The organism is Bradyrhizobium sp. 147, from assembly GCF_023073935.1.
Taxonomy (GTDB): domain Bacteria; phylum Pseudomonadota; class Alphaproteobacteria; order Rhizobiales; family Xanthobacteraceae; genus Bradyrhizobium.
Genome location: NZ_JADPKL010000141.1, coordinates 166957 through 182681, shown reverse-complemented (window position 1 = coordinate 182681; position 15725 = coordinate 166957). Strand labels below are relative to the sequence as shown.

Below are 15725 nucleotides of genomic sequence, written 5' to 3'. Positions count from 1 at the left end.
CAAATCGCCACCCGCGCCTCCAGCGCAACGGCTCCTCATCGCCTTCGCTAGACCTTCTATCCTCTGTCGCACAGCTATCGGCCGTGTGAGAAATGCGGGCTAATCCAGCGATCGTATGGTCTGGCGTCTCTCAGCTTTGCCAGGGCGTGTTGCGGATGCGCGTACACGCATTTGGCTTGCGGATCCCGCCCTACACCGGCGTATAGATCACGAGCTTCAGCGCGGGATCGTCGTTGGCCTGAAAACTCGTGTGCTCGAACCGGAGCACGCCCTTGGTCGGATGGTTCATGGTCTTCAGGCCCGAGGCGGTGCTCCGGATCTCGTGCGCCTCCCACCAATCGACGAATTCCGGACTGCCCTGACGCAGCCGCGTGAGCAGCTCGGTGAAGGCGGGATCGCCGGCCCAGACGTCGTGGGTGGCGCGAAACATTGCGACCATGCTCTTGGCCACGTCGGTCCAGCTCGCGCCGTAGAATTTTCGCGTCTGCTTGTTCGTCAACACCAGGAGCAACGTATTGCGATCCTGCTCCGGCAGCTGGCCGAACCCAAAGATCTCCTCGGCCGCCGCGTTCCAGGCCAGCACGTCCCAGCGCCGCCCAGTGACATAGGCGGGCTGGGTCAAGCTGTCGATCATCCGCCGGATCGGCGGCGGCACGATCTCGGGCACGAAGGCAGCCCTCGCGCCGTCGCGCGCCAGCGCCTTCAGATGCGCATGCTCGGTCTTGCTGAGACGCAGCGCGCGGGCGAGCGCATCGACGGTGGTGATCGAGGGGCTGACGGTGCGGCCCTGTTCGAGGCGGATGTACCAGTCGACACCGATGCCGGCGAGCTGCGCGACCTCCTCACGCCGCAGCCCCGCGGTGCGCCGCCGCCGGCCCGCCGGAAGGCCTACTGCCTTCGGTGACAGCTTTTCGCGGCGGGACCTGAGGAAGTCGCCGAATTCGACGCGGCGTGGGTCGGCCATGATGTCGTTCCCGCCATGGAGGGTCCTTGCAATACTAGGATAATACCAGGCCTTCTTGTCCCCTCCAAGGCAGCGCATATGCGCTTCACCCGACCTTGAGAGGTGAAACATCGTGAAAGCTGCCGTACTCAAATCCTTCGGCTCGCCACTGGTGATCGAGAATGCCCCCGAACCGGTGCTCGGAACCGGCGAGGTCATCGTCGATGTCGTTGCCACGCGCGTGCTGTCCTACATGAACGAGGTCTTCGACGGGACACGCAATTATGCGCTCGAACTGCCGATGATCCCCGGCCCCGGCGGCATCGGCCGGGTGCGCGCGGTCGGCCCGGACGCAACCAGGCTTGCGATCGGCGACTGGGTGTTCTGCGATCCGACGGTGCGTTCGCGCGACGATGCCGTTGCGCCCGACATTGCCCTGCAAGGGCTCACGGCCGCCGGCCCTGGCGGCATGCGCCTGCAACAGCATTTTCGCCACGGCTCGTTTGCCGAGCAGATGCGGGTGCCCACCGAGAACGTCACACGTCTCGGCGCGATCACACCGGAGGCAGCGGCGCAATGGTGCGCCCTTGGGACACTGCTCGTGCCCTATGGCGGCTTCCTCGCCGCGAACCTGCGACCAGGCGAGACCGTGCTGGTGAGCGGGGCCACCGGCAATTTCGGCAGCGCGGCCGTCTCGGTCGCGCTGGCAATGGGCGCGGCCTGCGTGGTCGCGCCCGGCCGCAACGAAACAACCCTGGCCGACCTCGTCCGCCGCTTCGGCAGCCGCGTGAAGCCGGTCAAGCTCGCCGGCGTTGAGGACGACGACCGCGAGAGCATGAAGCACGCGGCATCAGGTCCGATCGACTGCGTGCTCGACATCATGCCGCCCTCGGTCAGCACCAATGTGGTGCGCGCGGCGGTCATGACGGTGCGCCCGTATGGCCGCGTCGTGCTCATGGGCGGCGTCGGCATGGCGGGCGGTGCAGGGCTCGAGCTGCCCTACCCATGGATCATGCGCAACTGCATCAGCATCCACGGCGTTTGGATGTACCCGCCGGACGCAGCAACCCGCCTGATCGCGCTGGTGCGCGCCGGGCTGCTCAGGCTCGACGAATACGAGGTGACGGCGTTCGATCTCGACCACGCCAACGGAGCCGTGGAACACGCCGCCGCCAATGGCGCGCCGTTCAAACTGACGGTGATCCGGCCTTGAGCCCCAGGGGCGCGGCCGAGCGCCGTCGCCGATTCTTTTCGCAAGTCCGGCCAAGCACTTGGCTACTGTGCATGGGGTTGTTTTCGCATTTTAGTCGAGCTCGACCACCTGGCCGTTCGACAGCGAGACGCGCCGGTCCATGCGCCCGGCGAGCTCCATGTTGTGGGTCGCGATCAGCATCGACACCTGCGTCGCCTTGACCAGCTGCATCAAGGCCTGGAACACGTGCTCGGCGGTACCGGGGTCGAGATTGCCGGTCGGCTCGTCCGCAAACAGCACGCGCGGCGCGTTGGCAACCGCACGTGCGATCGCGACGCGCTGCTGCTCGCCGCCCGACAATTCCGCCGGACGATGGGTGATGCGGTCGCCGAGGCCGAGATAGCCCAGGATCTCCTTGGCGCGCTTGACGCTCTCGGATTTCTTCAGGCCGCGGATCATCTGCGGCAGCATCACGTTCTCCAGCGCCGAGAACTCCGGCAGCAGCCGGTGCGACTGGTAGACGAAACCGATATCGGTGCGGCGCAGCTGGGTGCGCTCGATGTCGGGCAGCTGCGAGGTCGGCGCGCCCGAGACATAGACCTCACCGGAATCCGGCGCCTCGAGCAGCCCCGCAATGTGCAGCAGTGTCGACTTACCGGACCCCGACGGCGCCACCAACGCGACCGACTGCCCGCGCCACAACGCCAGCTTGGCGCCGTCGAGGATCGTCAGCGGCATCTCGCCCTGCACGTACTGCCGCTTTATCTCGTGCAGATAAATGACCGGTACATCATCCGCCCCATGCTGCTGCTCCATCAGCCCCTCACTCGTACCGGAGCGCTTCGACCGGATCGAGGCGCGCGGCGCGCCACGACGGGTACAGCGTCGCCAGGAACGACAGCGTCAGCGCCATGACGACGACCGCCGTGGTTTCGCCGACGTCGATCTCGGCGGGCAGCTTCGACAGGAAATAGAGTTCAGGCGAGAACAGCTCGGTGCTGGTGAGCCAGGACAGGAATTGTCTGATGGACTCGATGTTGAGGCAGATCACGAGACCGACGAAGAAACCGACCAGCGTGCCGACCACGCCGATCGAGGCGCCCGTGATCAGAAAGATGCGCATGATCGAGCCCTGCGAGGCACCCATGGTGCGCAGGATCGCGATGTCGCTGCCCTTGTCCTTCACCAGCATGATCAGGCCGGAGACGATGTTGAGGGCGGCAACCAGCACGATCATGGTCAGGATCAGGAACATCACGTTGCGCTCGACTTGGAGCGCGTTGAAGAAGGTCGAGTTGCGCTGGCGCCAGTCGACCAGGAACACCGGGCGGCCCGCAGCCTCCGTCACGGCCTTGCGGAAGGCGTCGATCTTGTCGGGGTTGGTGGTGAACACCTCGATCGAAGTGACGTCGTTGCTGCGGTTGAAGTAGGCCTGCGCCTCGGCCAGCGGCATGAACACGAAGCCGAGATCGTATTCGGACATGCCGATCTCGAACACGGCGACGATCTTGTACGGCTTGATGCGCGGCGTTGTGCCCATCGGGGTGACCGCGCCCTTCGGCGCCACCAGCGTCACGCTGTCGCCGGCATGCAGCGACAGCTGGTCGGCGAGCCGGCGGCCGATCGCGACGCCCTGCCCCTCGTCAAAGCCCTCGAGCGAGCCCTGCTTGATGTTCTTGGCGATCGAGGTGAGATTGTTGAGGTCGTCGGAGCGGATGCCGCGCACCAGGACGCCCGAAGCGTTCCATGGCGATGACGCCAACGCCTGGCCATCCACCACGGGAGCAGCGAGCCGGATGCCCTCGACCTGGCTGAGGCGGTCGGCGACATCCTTCCAGTCGGTCAGCGGCGATTCCAGCGGCTGGATCAGGATATGGCCGTTGAGCCCCAGAATCTTGTCGAGCAGCTCCTTGCGGAAGCCGTTCATGACGGCCATGACGATGATCAGCGTCGCCACGCCCAACATGATGCCGAGAAAGGAGAACCCGGCGATGACCGAGATGAATCCCTCCTTGCGGCGCGCTCGCAAATAGCGCCCCGACAGCATCCACTCGAATGGCGCAAAAGGCGCGGTCTGCACGGTTTCGGTCATGGTCTCGTCCATCGCTCGATAATCCCATGATTCGGGGTCAATTGTGGCCGGATTGGCGGCCGCAATATCGCGCGATGAACAATATTCAGCCGACCAAGCGGGCGACCGCGTCCGCAGGCGACATGGTCTCGCGTGCGCCGTCGGCTCGCCGCTTGATCTCGACCTTGCCGTCAGCAAGCCCCTTCGGCCCGATCATGATCTGCCAGGGGATGCCGATCAGGTCGGCGGCGGCGAACTTGGCGCCGGCGCGCTGGTCGGTATCGTCATAGAGGACATCCACGCCCTTGGCGGTGAGCTCCTCATAGAGCTTCTCGCAGGCTGCATCGACCGCGGCATCGCCCTGCTTGAGGTTGAGCACCACAGCGCGGAACGGGGCGACGGCTTCCGGCCAATTGATGCCGGCATCGTCATGGCAGGCCTCGATGATGGCGCCAAGCAGGCGCGAGACGCCGACACCGTAGGAGCCGCCATGGATCGGTACCTCGACGCCGTCGGGACCGGCGACCAGCGCCTTCATCGGTTCGGAATATTTGGTACCGAAGTAGAAGATCTGGCCGACCTCGATGCCACGGGTGTTCACTCGTTTGTCCGCAGGCACCTCTCGCTCGAACCGTGCGGAATCGTGAACGTCCTCGGTAGCAGCATACAGCGAGGTCCACTGCTTGATGATCGGTGTCAGATCGCCCTCATAATTGACGTCCTCGCCCGGCACCGGCAGGTCCAGCACGTCGCGATTGATGAAGACGCCGGATTCGCCGGTCTCTGCCAGCACTATGAACTCGTGGCTGAGATCGCCGCCGATCGGGCCGGTCTCGGCGCGCATTGGGATCGCCTTCAGCCCCATCCGCGCGAAGGTTCGCAAATAGGCGACGAACATCTTGTTGTAGGCGACCCGCGCCGCCGCCTCGTTGAGGTCGAAGGAGTATGCGTCCTTCATCAGGAATTCGCGGCCGCGCATCACACCGAACCGCGGACGCTGCTCGTCGCGGAATTTCCATTGAATATGATAGAGATTGAGCGGCAGGTTCTTGTAGGACTTCACATAGGCGCGGAAGATCTCGGTGATCATTTCCTCGTTGGTCGGGCCGTACAGCAGCTCGCGCTTGTGGCGGTCGGCGATGCGCAGCATCTCCGGACCATAGGCATCGTAGCGGCCGCTCTCGCGCCAGAGGTCGGCGAGCTGGAGCGTCGGCATCAGCACCTCGATTGCGCCCGAGCGGTCCTGCTCCTCGCGCACGATCTGCTCGATCTTCTTGAGCACGCGGAAGCCAAGCGGCAGCCAGGCATAGATGCCGGCGGCCTCCTGCCGGATCATGCCGGCGCGCAGCATCAGCCGATGCGAGACGATCTCGGCTTCTTTCGGATTTTCCTTCAGAATGGGCAGAAAGAATCGCGACAACCGCATGGCAACACTCTAGGAATCAGTGACGGGTTGCAGTGAAACCGGATTGGGAGCGAAAACACAAGACCGCGAGTGAGGAAAAGCCGCTAACGCAGCGGAATTCCTGTCATTTTCCGTTGACTTCAGGTTTGGCTTGAGGAGCAGCATGCCATGCAAAGCCGGCGAGCCTAGGGCGGCGCCACCTCGAGTTCATCCTCCAGCGTAATGCTTTCGAAGTCGCTCACCAGCGCATTGATCCGGATATGCCAGCGGCCTGCGAAAGGCAGTTCGACCTCGCGCACATGCCAATAGCCGTCCGGCCCCAGCGAGGTACCCCGTTCCATCGGCTCGATGCCGCGCTCGGGCAGGCTCAAGGTCAACGTCACCTCCTTGGCCGCGAGCGGCGTCCCCTCGCCGGTCATGAGTTGGAGTACAAAATCGTCCACGCCGGGCTTCCCAGGAGAGACCAGCACCTGGAACATTGCCTTGTCGCTGTGGATGTGGATCGCGAGCGGCGCCTCGGGAAGCATGGTCCGCGGCGGCGGCGTGAAGCGCCACCCGGCGACGACCGCGACGATGACGAGTGCGATCGCGCATTCGAACAGGATCGAGCGCTTGAGGGCGGAGGCGGCCTTGTGATCGCTTGCCAGCGCCGGGCTCAGGTGAAACCGGTTGAGCGCGGCGAGTGCGAGCAGCATGAGGACGAGCGCGAGCTTGATGGAAAGGATGAGGCCATAGCGGGTCTCGACCAACGCTGAAGGCCTTTCGAGCTGGACGATAGCGAGCCCAAGGCCGGTCAAGGCCAGCGTGGCGACGACCGGCACGGCGATGCGCGAGAAGCGGTTTACGACAGGCAAGGCCGCGGCCGCCGGCTTTGACACCAGCACAACGAGCGGCGCGAGCGCCCCGATCCAGAACGCGACGCCGAGACCGTGGAGGAAGACTGCCGGCCGCGTCAACATTTCGGGTGGCGCCGTTGCGGCGTGTCCGGTCATGGCCAGTGACAGGCCGACGCCGATGAACGCGATAAACGCAAGAGCGCGCGCGTACCAGGCAGCACGCAGCGCCATCAGGGCCAGCAGCATCGCAGCGACGGCGACCAGCAAGGCGGGGCCTGCGCTGGTCGCGAACGCGACCTTCCAAGGCGCGGCCGTCGCAAGAGCTGCCGGTGGCAGGCCGAGGAGATCGACACCCAGCGCACCGAGGGACATCACCGCGCTCGGAAGGCCGACCGCGAGTGCCACCCGCGGCACGATCATGCTGGTCGTCGACCACGCGATCCAGCGCGCGAACAACGCACCGCCGACACCAACAAACATCCCGATATAAAGACCAACCCGCGCCAGCCAGATGAGTATGCTCAATCCGCTATCCGTATTCGCGAGAGGCTTCGTCCCCGTCGGCATGCCGATCGAGAAGATCACCGATCCGGCCACGGGATGGCCGTCCTGCGAAATCACGCGATAGCTGACGACCGCCGTACCCTGCGGCAGGTCCGGCGGCATCGCAACCGAAATGGCCTCCCCCGACGCGTCGATGCGCACATCGTCCCGTGTCCTGCCCGCGCCATCGATCAGCCGGATCGCGCCGGGCGTGACGGCCTCGTTGAAGCGCAGCACCACAGCCTCCGGCGCGGCCATGAGCCTGCTGCCGCTCGCCGGCTCGGCCGAGACGAGTGCCGCATGCGCCGAGGCCCCGGTCGCAAAGCCGACGACCAGGAGCAGCGTCGCGAGCGCGGCGAGCAGGCGCATCAGGGTTTCGGCAGCAGCTTCACACCCGGGGCGGGCGACTTGCCCTCCTGCGAATGCCCGGCCCCCTCAGCCGGGATCTCGATCCAACGGCTGACACCGGTCTCGCATTCCTGGACAACGGGGAAATACAACGTCGTGTTCGGCTTGAGCTTGTCGGTGAGGACCGTATGCATGACGAACTCGTCATAGTTCTTGTCCGGCAGCTTGCCGCCGGCCCACGCCACCTCCTTGACGCCGGACGAGACCTTATTGCCGTGATAGTCATATTCGCTGGCATATTTGCCTTCGACGACATCGATGGTCCAGCCTGCCTTCGGCATCGGCTTCACTGCGATCACCCCTTCCGGGATCTGCACGCGGATCTTCACCGTGGGCGAACCCGCACAACCATGGGGCACTGTGAACACAGCCTTGTAAGACGCACCGACCGTGGCTTGCTTGGTCTCGAGCGACACGTGCGCCGCCGCCGGCGAGGCGGCGAACGCAGCAATCAGGATCAGGCGGAATAGCTTCGACATGTTCAGCCTCCCGAGAGTTCGGATCCGTCTCACTTCATCTTCATCCCCGAGTGATCCGGCATTTTCTTCATGTCCATATGACCTGAATGCTCGGCATCGCCCGGCGCCTGCGCGCCGACGCCCTGCACGTCGAGGGAGACTGCGACTTTGCCGGCCTTCTCGAACTGAAGCGTCACTGGCACCTTGTCGCCCTGCTTGAACGCGCCCTTCAGCTCCTGGAGCATCAAATGATTGCCGCCGGGCGCAAGCCTCACGGTCTTGCCGGGATCAATGACGAGCCCCTTGTCCAGCGGGCGCATCTTCATCACGCCATTGTCCATCGCCATCTCGTGAATCTCGGTCTTCCCCGCGAGGTCCGCGGAAGCGCTGACCAGCCTGTCGGCCGCCGCCCCCTTGTTCTCGATGGTGAGATAGCCGCCCGCGACCTTGGCGCCGCCCGGCGTCGCCCGGCTCCAGGCTTGCGAGATCACGAGATCGCCCGCCTTGACGTCGTCGGCCGATGCAACGGCGCAGCCGCCCAGCAGCAGCGCGATTGTGAGGAGAGTCTGCTTCACTTTCTTCATTTCGATAGCCTCATTGATGATTACTCCGGCGGAGACGTCCGTGGTCATCTGCTATTTGGTGCGTCACCATCGATACCTCATTCCGACGTATACCGCCCGCCCGGTGCCCGGCTCGAACAAGGCTGACGTCGCCGTTGCCCGATCGATGATGCTCGCGCTAGCAATGTAGGTCTTGTCGGTGAGATTGCGTCCCTCGACATAGGCGGATAGCGGACCGCCATTGTCGAACCCGGCTTTCAATCCCAACAGCGCATAAGGCTCTGTCTTGAGCGTGTTCATGCTATCGACAAAATAGGCTTGTGGCACCCATTCGACGTTGGGGCCGACATAGAGACCCGTCGGATGCTTGTAGAGGAGCTCTGCGCGCAGGTAATGACGGGGCGCGCCCGGCAATTGATTGTCCCCAAAGACAGGGTCGCGGTCGAAACGGAAGTCGTTGAACGTGTAAGAGACGTTAAGCCAGACCTTGTCCGGCGCGGAGCCACTGACGAAGATGTCGCGAAAGATTGTTGCACCTGCCCCGGCCTCGATTCCCTGGTGAAGCGTCCGGTCGGCATCGGTCACGTTGCAATTCCCGAACGCGCTATAGAGGCATTGCAGCTCATCGCGAATATTGGCGCGATAGGCGGTGAGCTCCCAGGCATAATCCGGCCGCCTCATGCGCGTTCCGACTTCGTACGTGGTCGCGATCTGTGCGCGGATCCTGGTGAACGGGATGGTTGGAATGCCGGGACCAATCGAGCTCTCACCGAAGCTCGGCACCTCGGCACTTCGCGAGACATTTGCGAAAGCTTGCCATGTTGGATCGATTTGCCACAGGAGGCCTGCCTTCGGCGACCAGAGATTGAACCGCGTTGCTCCCGATTGATCTCCGTCGCCGAGGAAGCGATCCTGCCGATTGCGAGTTGCGTACAGAAACTGGGTACCGGCTATCATTGCGACACCCGGAAGGAAGTAGAAGCTGTCTTCAACATAAACGGAGGCGTTCTCCGAGCGATCGATCGAGGAAGAAAGCAGCCTGCCCTTCTGACCGGCAAGATTGGCAAACTGCTGATTGTCGATGCTACCATTCAATACGTAGACACCCGCGACCAGTCTGTTGCGAAAACCGCCGATGGTGCGGTCATCCGTGACCTTCGCGAAGCCTCCATAGTCCTTGTAGCGGTAGTCCAGCCACTGGAAAATCGGATGCATCAGATGGCGGTCGAGCCCGAAGGCGCCGAATTCAAGCTTGGTGTCATCGAAGCGGACGGTCGTCTTGTTGGCCAACCTGACTGTATCGATATTACGCTGCTGATCCATGGCAACGTTCCCCGGAGCGGCAGCCTCCGGATCGGTCAAGGCAGACGCCTTGGTCACGGTACCAGGGATCCGCTGCCGCACCTCGTTGGCGTTGAGGTAAAACCGTGTCTCAACGTCCGGAGAGAATTGATAGCCGAAATTGCCGCTCAAGCGATTGCTCGAGCCGAAGCTATGATCGCGAAATCCATCAGCGGCCTGCGTGGAAGCGGTCACGAAACCGTCCCACGGCCCGTTCGCGCCACCTGCGTTCGCCTGAAGCCGCTTGAAGCCGAAACCTCCGACGTCGAAAGACACGCCGTTCGGAAATGAATCGCGGCCGGACGGAGTTACAAAGTTGATGGCGCCCCCGAGGGAATTCGCGCCGAACTGGAGTGCGTTCCCGCCCTTGTAGACTTCGACATATTTGTAGGCAGTAGGGTCAATCTCCTGGAAATCGCCATAGCCGTCGGCAGTGTTGATCGGGATGCCGTCCATGTAGAGTTGGACGCCGCGAAGGTGGAAGTTGCGCGACAGGCCCGACCCGCGAATCGAGAGCCGCGTGTCGTCGCCCCATTTAGGCTGGGCGAACACACCAGGCACGTAGTCCAGCACGTCCTTGATCGTGTTGGCGGGCGTCGAATTCCTGTAAGTTTCCGCCGTTACGAGCGCTACGCCGCCCGGCGTCTGGTTGATTTCCGCAAGCGCTTGTTGCGCGGTCAGCACCGTCAGGGACCCCGGGACCCCGGCGCCTTGCACGCTCGCGGCTTGCTGCGGCAGCCCAGCCGGTCGTGCGCTTCGCGCCACACGCGCTGATCGCACGGCCTCACGGTGGGGCCGGACCCGAGCCGCGCGCTTTTGCTGTGGAGCTTCAACAATAACCGAGGGAAGTTCCGACCGACTTACCTGGGCACCCGAAGTGTGTGGAAAAGCCAAAATCGATACGGACGCGAGCAGAATGCAGCGCGCGTGCACACTCCGCAAAGAACGAAGACAAGGCATGGGACATTTCCTGACAGCGGCACGCAGCCGATCTGTTGCGAAGCGAGATGCGGCATCAGCAAGCCGCACCGAGCGCAAGTTCGTCGCGGGTCAGGAAAATTGAGGGGGCGCGCGCGCCTGGGCGCCAAAGCCCCTATCGGCAGCGACGACGGATATGTCCAAAGCGTGCCATGCCACGCGCTTGGCGTGACGGAAGGGGATGGAGAGCCCAACTTGGGGCGGCGAATCGAGCGAGGCGTTGGCCTGCGCCAAGCAACACAGCGCGCACGCGCCGGTGTGCGCGGTGGGGCTGCCGGTCTGATCGTTCAGGCCCCTCTGCTCACCGCCGCTGTGGCAGATGACGCCGGCCGACAGCGGATCGGCAACGGCCTGGCCGGCCGCCAAGCAGGCGGCAATCGGCGCCAGCACCTGCATCACCAGGGCGAGCAGGACAACGGGTAGGAATTTTTGCAAGCGCGCGCGCATCCGCCGAACCGTTCGTTCGTCCCCTAACTAAACACCGCCCCAAGCCCCGAGTCGAGGTCAGTTCCGCCGCCTTGTTGGCCCAGCGAAGACATCTCGAAGTGGTCGGAGCCACCCTACCCCGGGGCGCGAGGGGTCCGGCATTGAGGCAAGTCAAACCACCTCCCTCACCCAAAAATCCGTTATTTCCCATGCATTTACAGGGATATGAGCCCGATCATTTCGTTACATGCTCGAATTTTGAACATTCGTTGCCGAAAATGATGACAAGTGATAAAAGTTGATCTAGCATCCCTCTTGCTCAGGCTGGCCGTGAGGTCGAAGCCTGGTGGTCCAAGTCTCGGGAGGAGCCCCTGGCGCGCAAAACGCAGCGTCGCCCCGTCAATCAAGAGCAAATCTTAGAATCGGGGATAATAGGGTCGACACAATTTTTGAGCGGGGCCAGGGCCCCGCTTTTTTTTGCCCGCATGTTATTTGCCCATGGCTTCGATGCCAATGAGCGCGTCCGCCAATCCGGTCCAACGGAGCTTCGAGCTCGTGGCGGCGCGCTGCGAGAAATCTGACGCCGCTGGGTCTATCGGCGTCTGCTCGAAGAGTATCCCGAAACGTGGGGCGACGTTCCGCTCGAAAGGCAGCGAGCTCGTGATGGGATCTATGCTCACGCTGATGATCGAGGCGGACGCTGATGCTGCGATCCAGCGATTGATTGCAGATTGAGTGGCATCAGCTCTTGTGAGACACTTTCGGACATCGGTCGCGCATTCAATGACGCGCCGACGATAAAATTTTATGGGAGCGAGCGATGTCCGGGACGAAAGATTTCTCGACGACGAGGCGCGATCTTCTTCAGGCGGCAGCGACCGCCGGCGCCGCGACTGCCATCCTCGGCAGCATGGGCATAAACCCAGCACTTGCAGCCGAAGTCGGACGAAGCGAGAAACCGCTGAAGGCGGCCTTCTCCAACGCGGGCCTCCAGGCCACCTGGTGCGCACAGGGCAAGCAGGCCGCGGAGTTCTGGGGCAAGCTGTTCAATGTCGAGGTGACCTGGTTCGATGGTCAGCTCGACGCGGTCAAGCAGCGCGCCGCGATCGACAACATGGCCTCGCAGAAATGGGATTTCGTCGCGATCCAGGCTTTTGGCATCGGCACCCTCACCCAGCCCGTGCAGAAGATGATCGACGCCGGCACGCCCGTCATCGACATGGACACGCTGATTGCGCCGCTCGACCAGATCAACGTCCACTCCTTCCTTGCCCCTGACAACGAGTTCATGGGTGCCTCGGTAACTCAGGCGCTGTGCAACGCGATGGGCGGCAAGGGCAAGATCATCATGACGCAGGGTGCGCTCGGCCACACCGGCGCGCAAGGACGCGCCAAGGGTTTTAACTCGGTGGTCAAGCAATTCCCTGGCATCGAGGTGCTCGACACCCAACCGGCCGACTGGGACGTCTCCAAGACCGCCCGCCTCTGGGAGACCTATCTCACCAAATATCCGCAGATCGACGCTGCGTTCTTCCACAATGACGACATGGCGCTCGCCGCCTACAACATCATGAAGGCCCGCAACCGCACCAACATCCTGATTGGCGGCGTCGATGCCATGCCGCCGGCGATCCAGGCGGTGAGCGAGGGTCGCATGTTCGCGACCGTGCGCAATCCGTCGTGCCGCATCCATGGCGGCGCCATCGTTGCAGGCGTATCGGCCGTGGTCGGCGGCGAGAAGAGCGGACAGGGAATCCCGAAGAACGTCGTCACCGACGGCCCGGTCGTGACCAAGGCCAATGCCGCCGGGATGCAATGGATGCAGGATCACTTCCTGATCTGAGCCTCCATGCCTGCGGGACATCAGCCCATCCTCGAACTGAAGGGCATCACGAAGAGCTTCGGCGGCGTCGAAGCGCTTCGTGGTGTCGACTTCGCGCTTCTTCCCGGCGAGATCCATGGTCTCGTCGGCGAGAACGGCGCCGGCAAAAGCACGCTGATGAAGATCATCGCCGGCGTGCACACCGAATTCTCCGGCCGCTTCCTGGTTGACGGGGCGGAAACGCGTTTCCGCTCGGCGCGCGATGCCCATGCGGCCGGCATCGCCATGGTGCACCAGGAGCTCAGCGTTGCGCCCGACCTCACGGTTGCGGAGAACGTCTTTCTGGGCAACCAGCCGGTCAACCGGTTCGGCCTCGTGCAATGGCGGCGGATGGCGCGCGAAGCGGGCGAGCAGCTCGCCCGCTTCGGCATCGACGTCGACCCGATGTCGCGGCTTGGGGACCTCCCGATCGGACTCCAGCAGTTGATCGAGATCGCCCGCGTGCTGTTCTCGGGCGCTCGCATCGTCATCCTGGACGAGCCGACCTCCGCCCTCTCCCCACCCGAGGTCGAGCGGCTGTTCACAACGCTCCGGCGTCTGCGCGAGGAAGGCACTGCAATCGTCTTCATCTCGCATTTCATCGAGGACATTCTGCGCGTGTCCGACACGGTGACCGTCTTCCGCAACGGGCGGAAGGTCGCGGAGACCGCCAGCGCCGCGACCAGCAAGGGCGCGCTGATCGAGGCCATGATCGGCCGCGGCGGCGAAACGCTCGAGCATAGCTACACTGACGATTTGATGCTGCCGCGGCCGAGCGACAGCCCGGTCGTCCTGAAGGTCGACCAGCTCTCCCTCGCGCGCAGCCTTCAGGATGTCTCGTTCGAGGCCCGCGCCGGCGAGGTGCTCGGCATCTACGGCTTCATGGGCTGCGGCCAGCAGGAGCTGTCGCGCATCCTGTTCGGCAAGCTGAAGCCGGACAGCGGCACGCTCGCCGTCGAGGGCGCACCAAAGACCTTCGCCAGCACGGCGGCGGCGCGGCGCGCCGGCGTGGCGCTGGTGCCCGAGAGCCGGCGCGACATGCTGTTTCACCAGGAGCCGGTCTACAAGAACATCTCGATCAGCATTTTGGATCGCATCTCGGCGCTGCTGCTCAAGCCGGCGCAGGAGCGCGATATCGCAATGCGCCAGGTCGAGCAATTGCAGATCAGACCGCCCGTGGTCGGCCTCGACCTCGGCATGCTCTCCGGCGGCAACCAGCAGAAGGTCGCGCTGGCAAAATGGCTGACCTATCCGCCCAAGCTTCTGGTGCTGTGCGAGCCGACCCGCGGCATGGATGTCGGCGCCAAGAACGACGTCATCAACATCGTCCGCGACCTCCGCGCCAAGGGGCTTGCCGTCATCGTGCTGTCGACCGAGCCGGAAACGGTGCTGTCGCTGGCCGACCGCATCCTCGTGCTCAAGCGCGGCGCATTGGTGCGGGAATTCAGGAACGAGCCGGTCAGCAAGGACCGCCTGCTGGAAACGGCGTGACGGAGAAGCACCATGGCGAGCAGTGACACGGTTCCGGCGGTGGCTGTGCGAGCGCGGGGACTTGCGCCCTTCCTGCGCTCGCAGATGCGTAACATCGCGCCATTCCTGACGCTGATTTTCCTGTCCGGCTTCTTCGCCTTCGCCAGCCCCTCCTTCGCGACGCTCGACAATCTCGGCAACATCCTCACGCAAGTGTCGGTGACAGGCATCATCGCGGTCGGCCTCACCTTCGTGATCCTCTGCGCCGAGATCGACCTCTCGATCGCCAGCATCGCCAACGTCACCGGCATCGCGGTCGCCTATTTCACGCTCCAGGAATCCTACGTCAACATTGCGAATGTGCCGCTGCCCGGCGCGGTCGCCATCATCCTGTCGATCCTGCTCTGCGCGCTGCTCGGCCTCGTCAATGCGCTGGGGCTGACCGTGATCGGCATCCCCTCCTTCATCATGACACTGGCGATGATGCAGATCGCGGCCGGCATCTCGGCGCTCCTGGTGCGCGGCCAGATCGCCTACAAGGTGCCGAGCCTGATCACGACGCTCGGCTCGGGCTCGATCGGTGGCATCCCCTGGATCGTCATAGTCGCCGCCATCATGCTGCTCGGCGGGCATCTGGTGCTGACCTACACGCGCTTCGGCCGCTACGTCTACATGGTCGGAGGCAATCGCGAGGCGGCCGAATATTCCGGCCTCAACGTCAAGCTGATCCTCGGTGCGGTCATGGTGATCTCGGCGATCTGCTCCGGCATTGGCGGCATGCTCGGCGTTGCCCATTTCGGCAGCGCGCAGCAGAACGAATTCGACACCTACCTGCTCGACTCCATCGCCGCCGTCGTTGTCGGCGGCACGAGCCTGTTCGGCGGCCGCGGCGGCATCGGCAACACCATCGTCGGGCTTTTCGTTCTTGGTGTTCTCAATAACGGACTCGACCACGTCAACATCGACAGCTTCCTGAAGATCCTGATCCGCGGCCTGATCCTGCTGGCGGCACTGGTCATTAACGTCTATGCGCAGCGCTTGAGGGAAAAAGCGACGGAGTAGACGGGACCTCAAAACGAAAACAGCGAAAACAACCCCATGCACAGTAGCCGGGACCAGCGAAATCAATGACTTGCCGGCGGCTTCGCAGAATTGCGGATTTTACGAAGTGGATTTGACTCGTCGGGCAAAACAGGGGCATGATGTCACCATGGCCGGCGGCTCCGAGAG

At 63.5% G+C, this 15725-nt stretch carries 14 protein-coding genes; 5 read left to right on the top strand and 9 right to left on the bottom strand.

The window, feature by feature from the left end:
- Positions 1 to 190: 190 nt before the first annotated feature.
- Positions 191 to 964, bottom strand: a complete 774-nt coding sequence (locus IVA87_RS34230) for a helix-turn-helix transcriptional regulator (protein ID WP_247337424.1) — start codon at positions 962 to 964, stop codon at positions 191 to 193.
- A gap of 112 nt (positions 965 to 1076) precedes the next feature.
- On the opposite strand from IVA87_RS34230, the gene IVA87_RS34225 reads away from it, so the two are divergent.
- Positions 1077 to 2156, top strand: a complete 1080-nt coding sequence (locus IVA87_RS34225; RefSeq protein ID WP_247337422.1) for a zinc-binding alcohol dehydrogenase family protein — start codon at positions 1077 to 1079, stop codon at positions 2154 to 2156.
- A 90-nt stretch (positions 2157 to 2246) separates the two neighbouring features.
- Here the strand turns inward: IVA87_RS34225 and IVA87_RS34220 are convergent, their stop codons facing one another.
- The 8 genes from IVA87_RS34220 to IVA87_RS34185 all read right to left on the bottom strand — a co-directional run bounded on the left by IVA87_RS34220 (position 2247) and on the right by IVA87_RS34185 (position 11185).
- Positions 2247 to 2951, bottom strand: coding sequence for an ABC transporter ATP-binding protein (locus IVA87_RS34220; protein WP_247294755.1), 705 nt, complete (start codon positions 2949 to 2951; stop codon positions 2247 to 2249).
- A 7-nt stretch (positions 2952 to 2958) separates the two neighbouring features.
- A complete protein-coding gene (locus tag IVA87_RS34215) occupies positions 2959 to 4239 on the bottom strand; it encodes a lipoprotein-releasing ABC transporter permease subunit (RefSeq protein WP_247337420.1) in 1281 nt (426 codons plus the stop codon).
- Positions 4240 to 4312: 73 nt separating this feature from the next.
- A complete protein-coding gene (gene proS / locus IVA87_RS34210; protein ID WP_247337417.1) occupies positions 4313 to 5632 on the bottom strand; it encodes a proline--tRNA ligase in 1320 nt (439 codons plus the stop codon).
- A 164-nt stretch (positions 5633 to 5796) separates the two neighbouring features.
- Positions 5797 to 7359 carry a CopD family protein gene (locus IVA87_RS34205; protein WP_247337416.1) on the bottom strand — a complete coding sequence of 521 codons (1563 nt, stop codon included), beginning with the start codon at positions 7357 to 7359 and terminating at the stop codon, positions 5797 to 5799.
- Entirely contained in the window at positions 7359 to 7877 is a 519-nt protein-coding gene (locus IVA87_RS34200) for a YcnI family protein (RefSeq protein WP_247294747.1), read from the bottom strand. Before IVA87_RS34200 ends, IVA87_RS34205 begins: the two co-directional genes overlap by 1 nt.
- Before the next feature lie 29 nt (positions 7878 to 7906).
- Positions 7907 to 8440, bottom strand: a complete 534-nt coding sequence (locus IVA87_RS34195) for a copper chaperone PCu(A)C (RefSeq protein WP_247294745.1) — start codon at positions 8438 to 8440, stop codon at positions 7907 to 7909.
- Between the two features lie 63 nt (positions 8441 to 8503).
- Entirely contained in the window at positions 8504 to 10720 is a 2217-nt protein-coding gene (locus tag IVA87_RS34190) for a TonB-dependent receptor (RefSeq protein WP_247337414.1), read from the bottom strand.
- A 90-nt stretch (positions 10721 to 10810) separates the two neighbouring features.
- Positions 10811 to 11185, bottom strand: coding sequence for a DUF2946 family protein (locus IVA87_RS34185; RefSeq protein ID WP_247337413.1), 375 nt, complete (start codon positions 11183 to 11185; stop codon positions 10811 to 10813).
- Positions 11186 to 11677: 492 nt separating this feature from the next.
- Here IVA87_RS34185 and IVA87_RS34180 point away from each other — a divergent pair, with 492 nt between their 5' ends.
- The 4 genes from IVA87_RS34180 (at position 11678) to IVA87_RS34165 (ending at position 15557) form a co-directional block, all read left to right on the top strand.
- Positions 11678 to 11899 (top strand): hypothetical protein, encoded by a 222-nt coding sequence (locus tag IVA87_RS34180; protein WP_247337411.1) that lies wholly within the window; start codon positions 11678 to 11680, stop codon positions 11897 to 11899.
- A gap of 85 nt (positions 11900 to 11984) precedes the next feature.
- Positions 11985 to 13007: a sugar ABC transporter substrate-binding protein gene (locus IVA87_RS34175; RefSeq protein WP_247275910.1), complete on the top strand. Its 1023-nt coding sequence runs from the start codon at positions 11985 to 11987 to the stop codon at positions 13005 to 13007.
- A gap of 6 nt (positions 13008 to 13013) precedes the next feature.
- Positions 13014 to 14516, top strand: coding sequence for a sugar ABC transporter ATP-binding protein (locus tag IVA87_RS34170; RefSeq protein WP_247337408.1), 1503 nt, complete (start codon positions 13014 to 13016; stop codon positions 14514 to 14516).
- A 12-nt stretch (positions 14517 to 14528) separates the two neighbouring features.
- Complete coding sequence (locus tag IVA87_RS34165) at positions 14529 to 15557, top strand: ABC transporter permease (protein ID WP_247337407.1); 1029 nt, start codon at positions 14529 to 14531, stop codon at positions 15555 to 15557.
- Positions 15558 to 15725 lie beyond the last annotated feature (168 nt).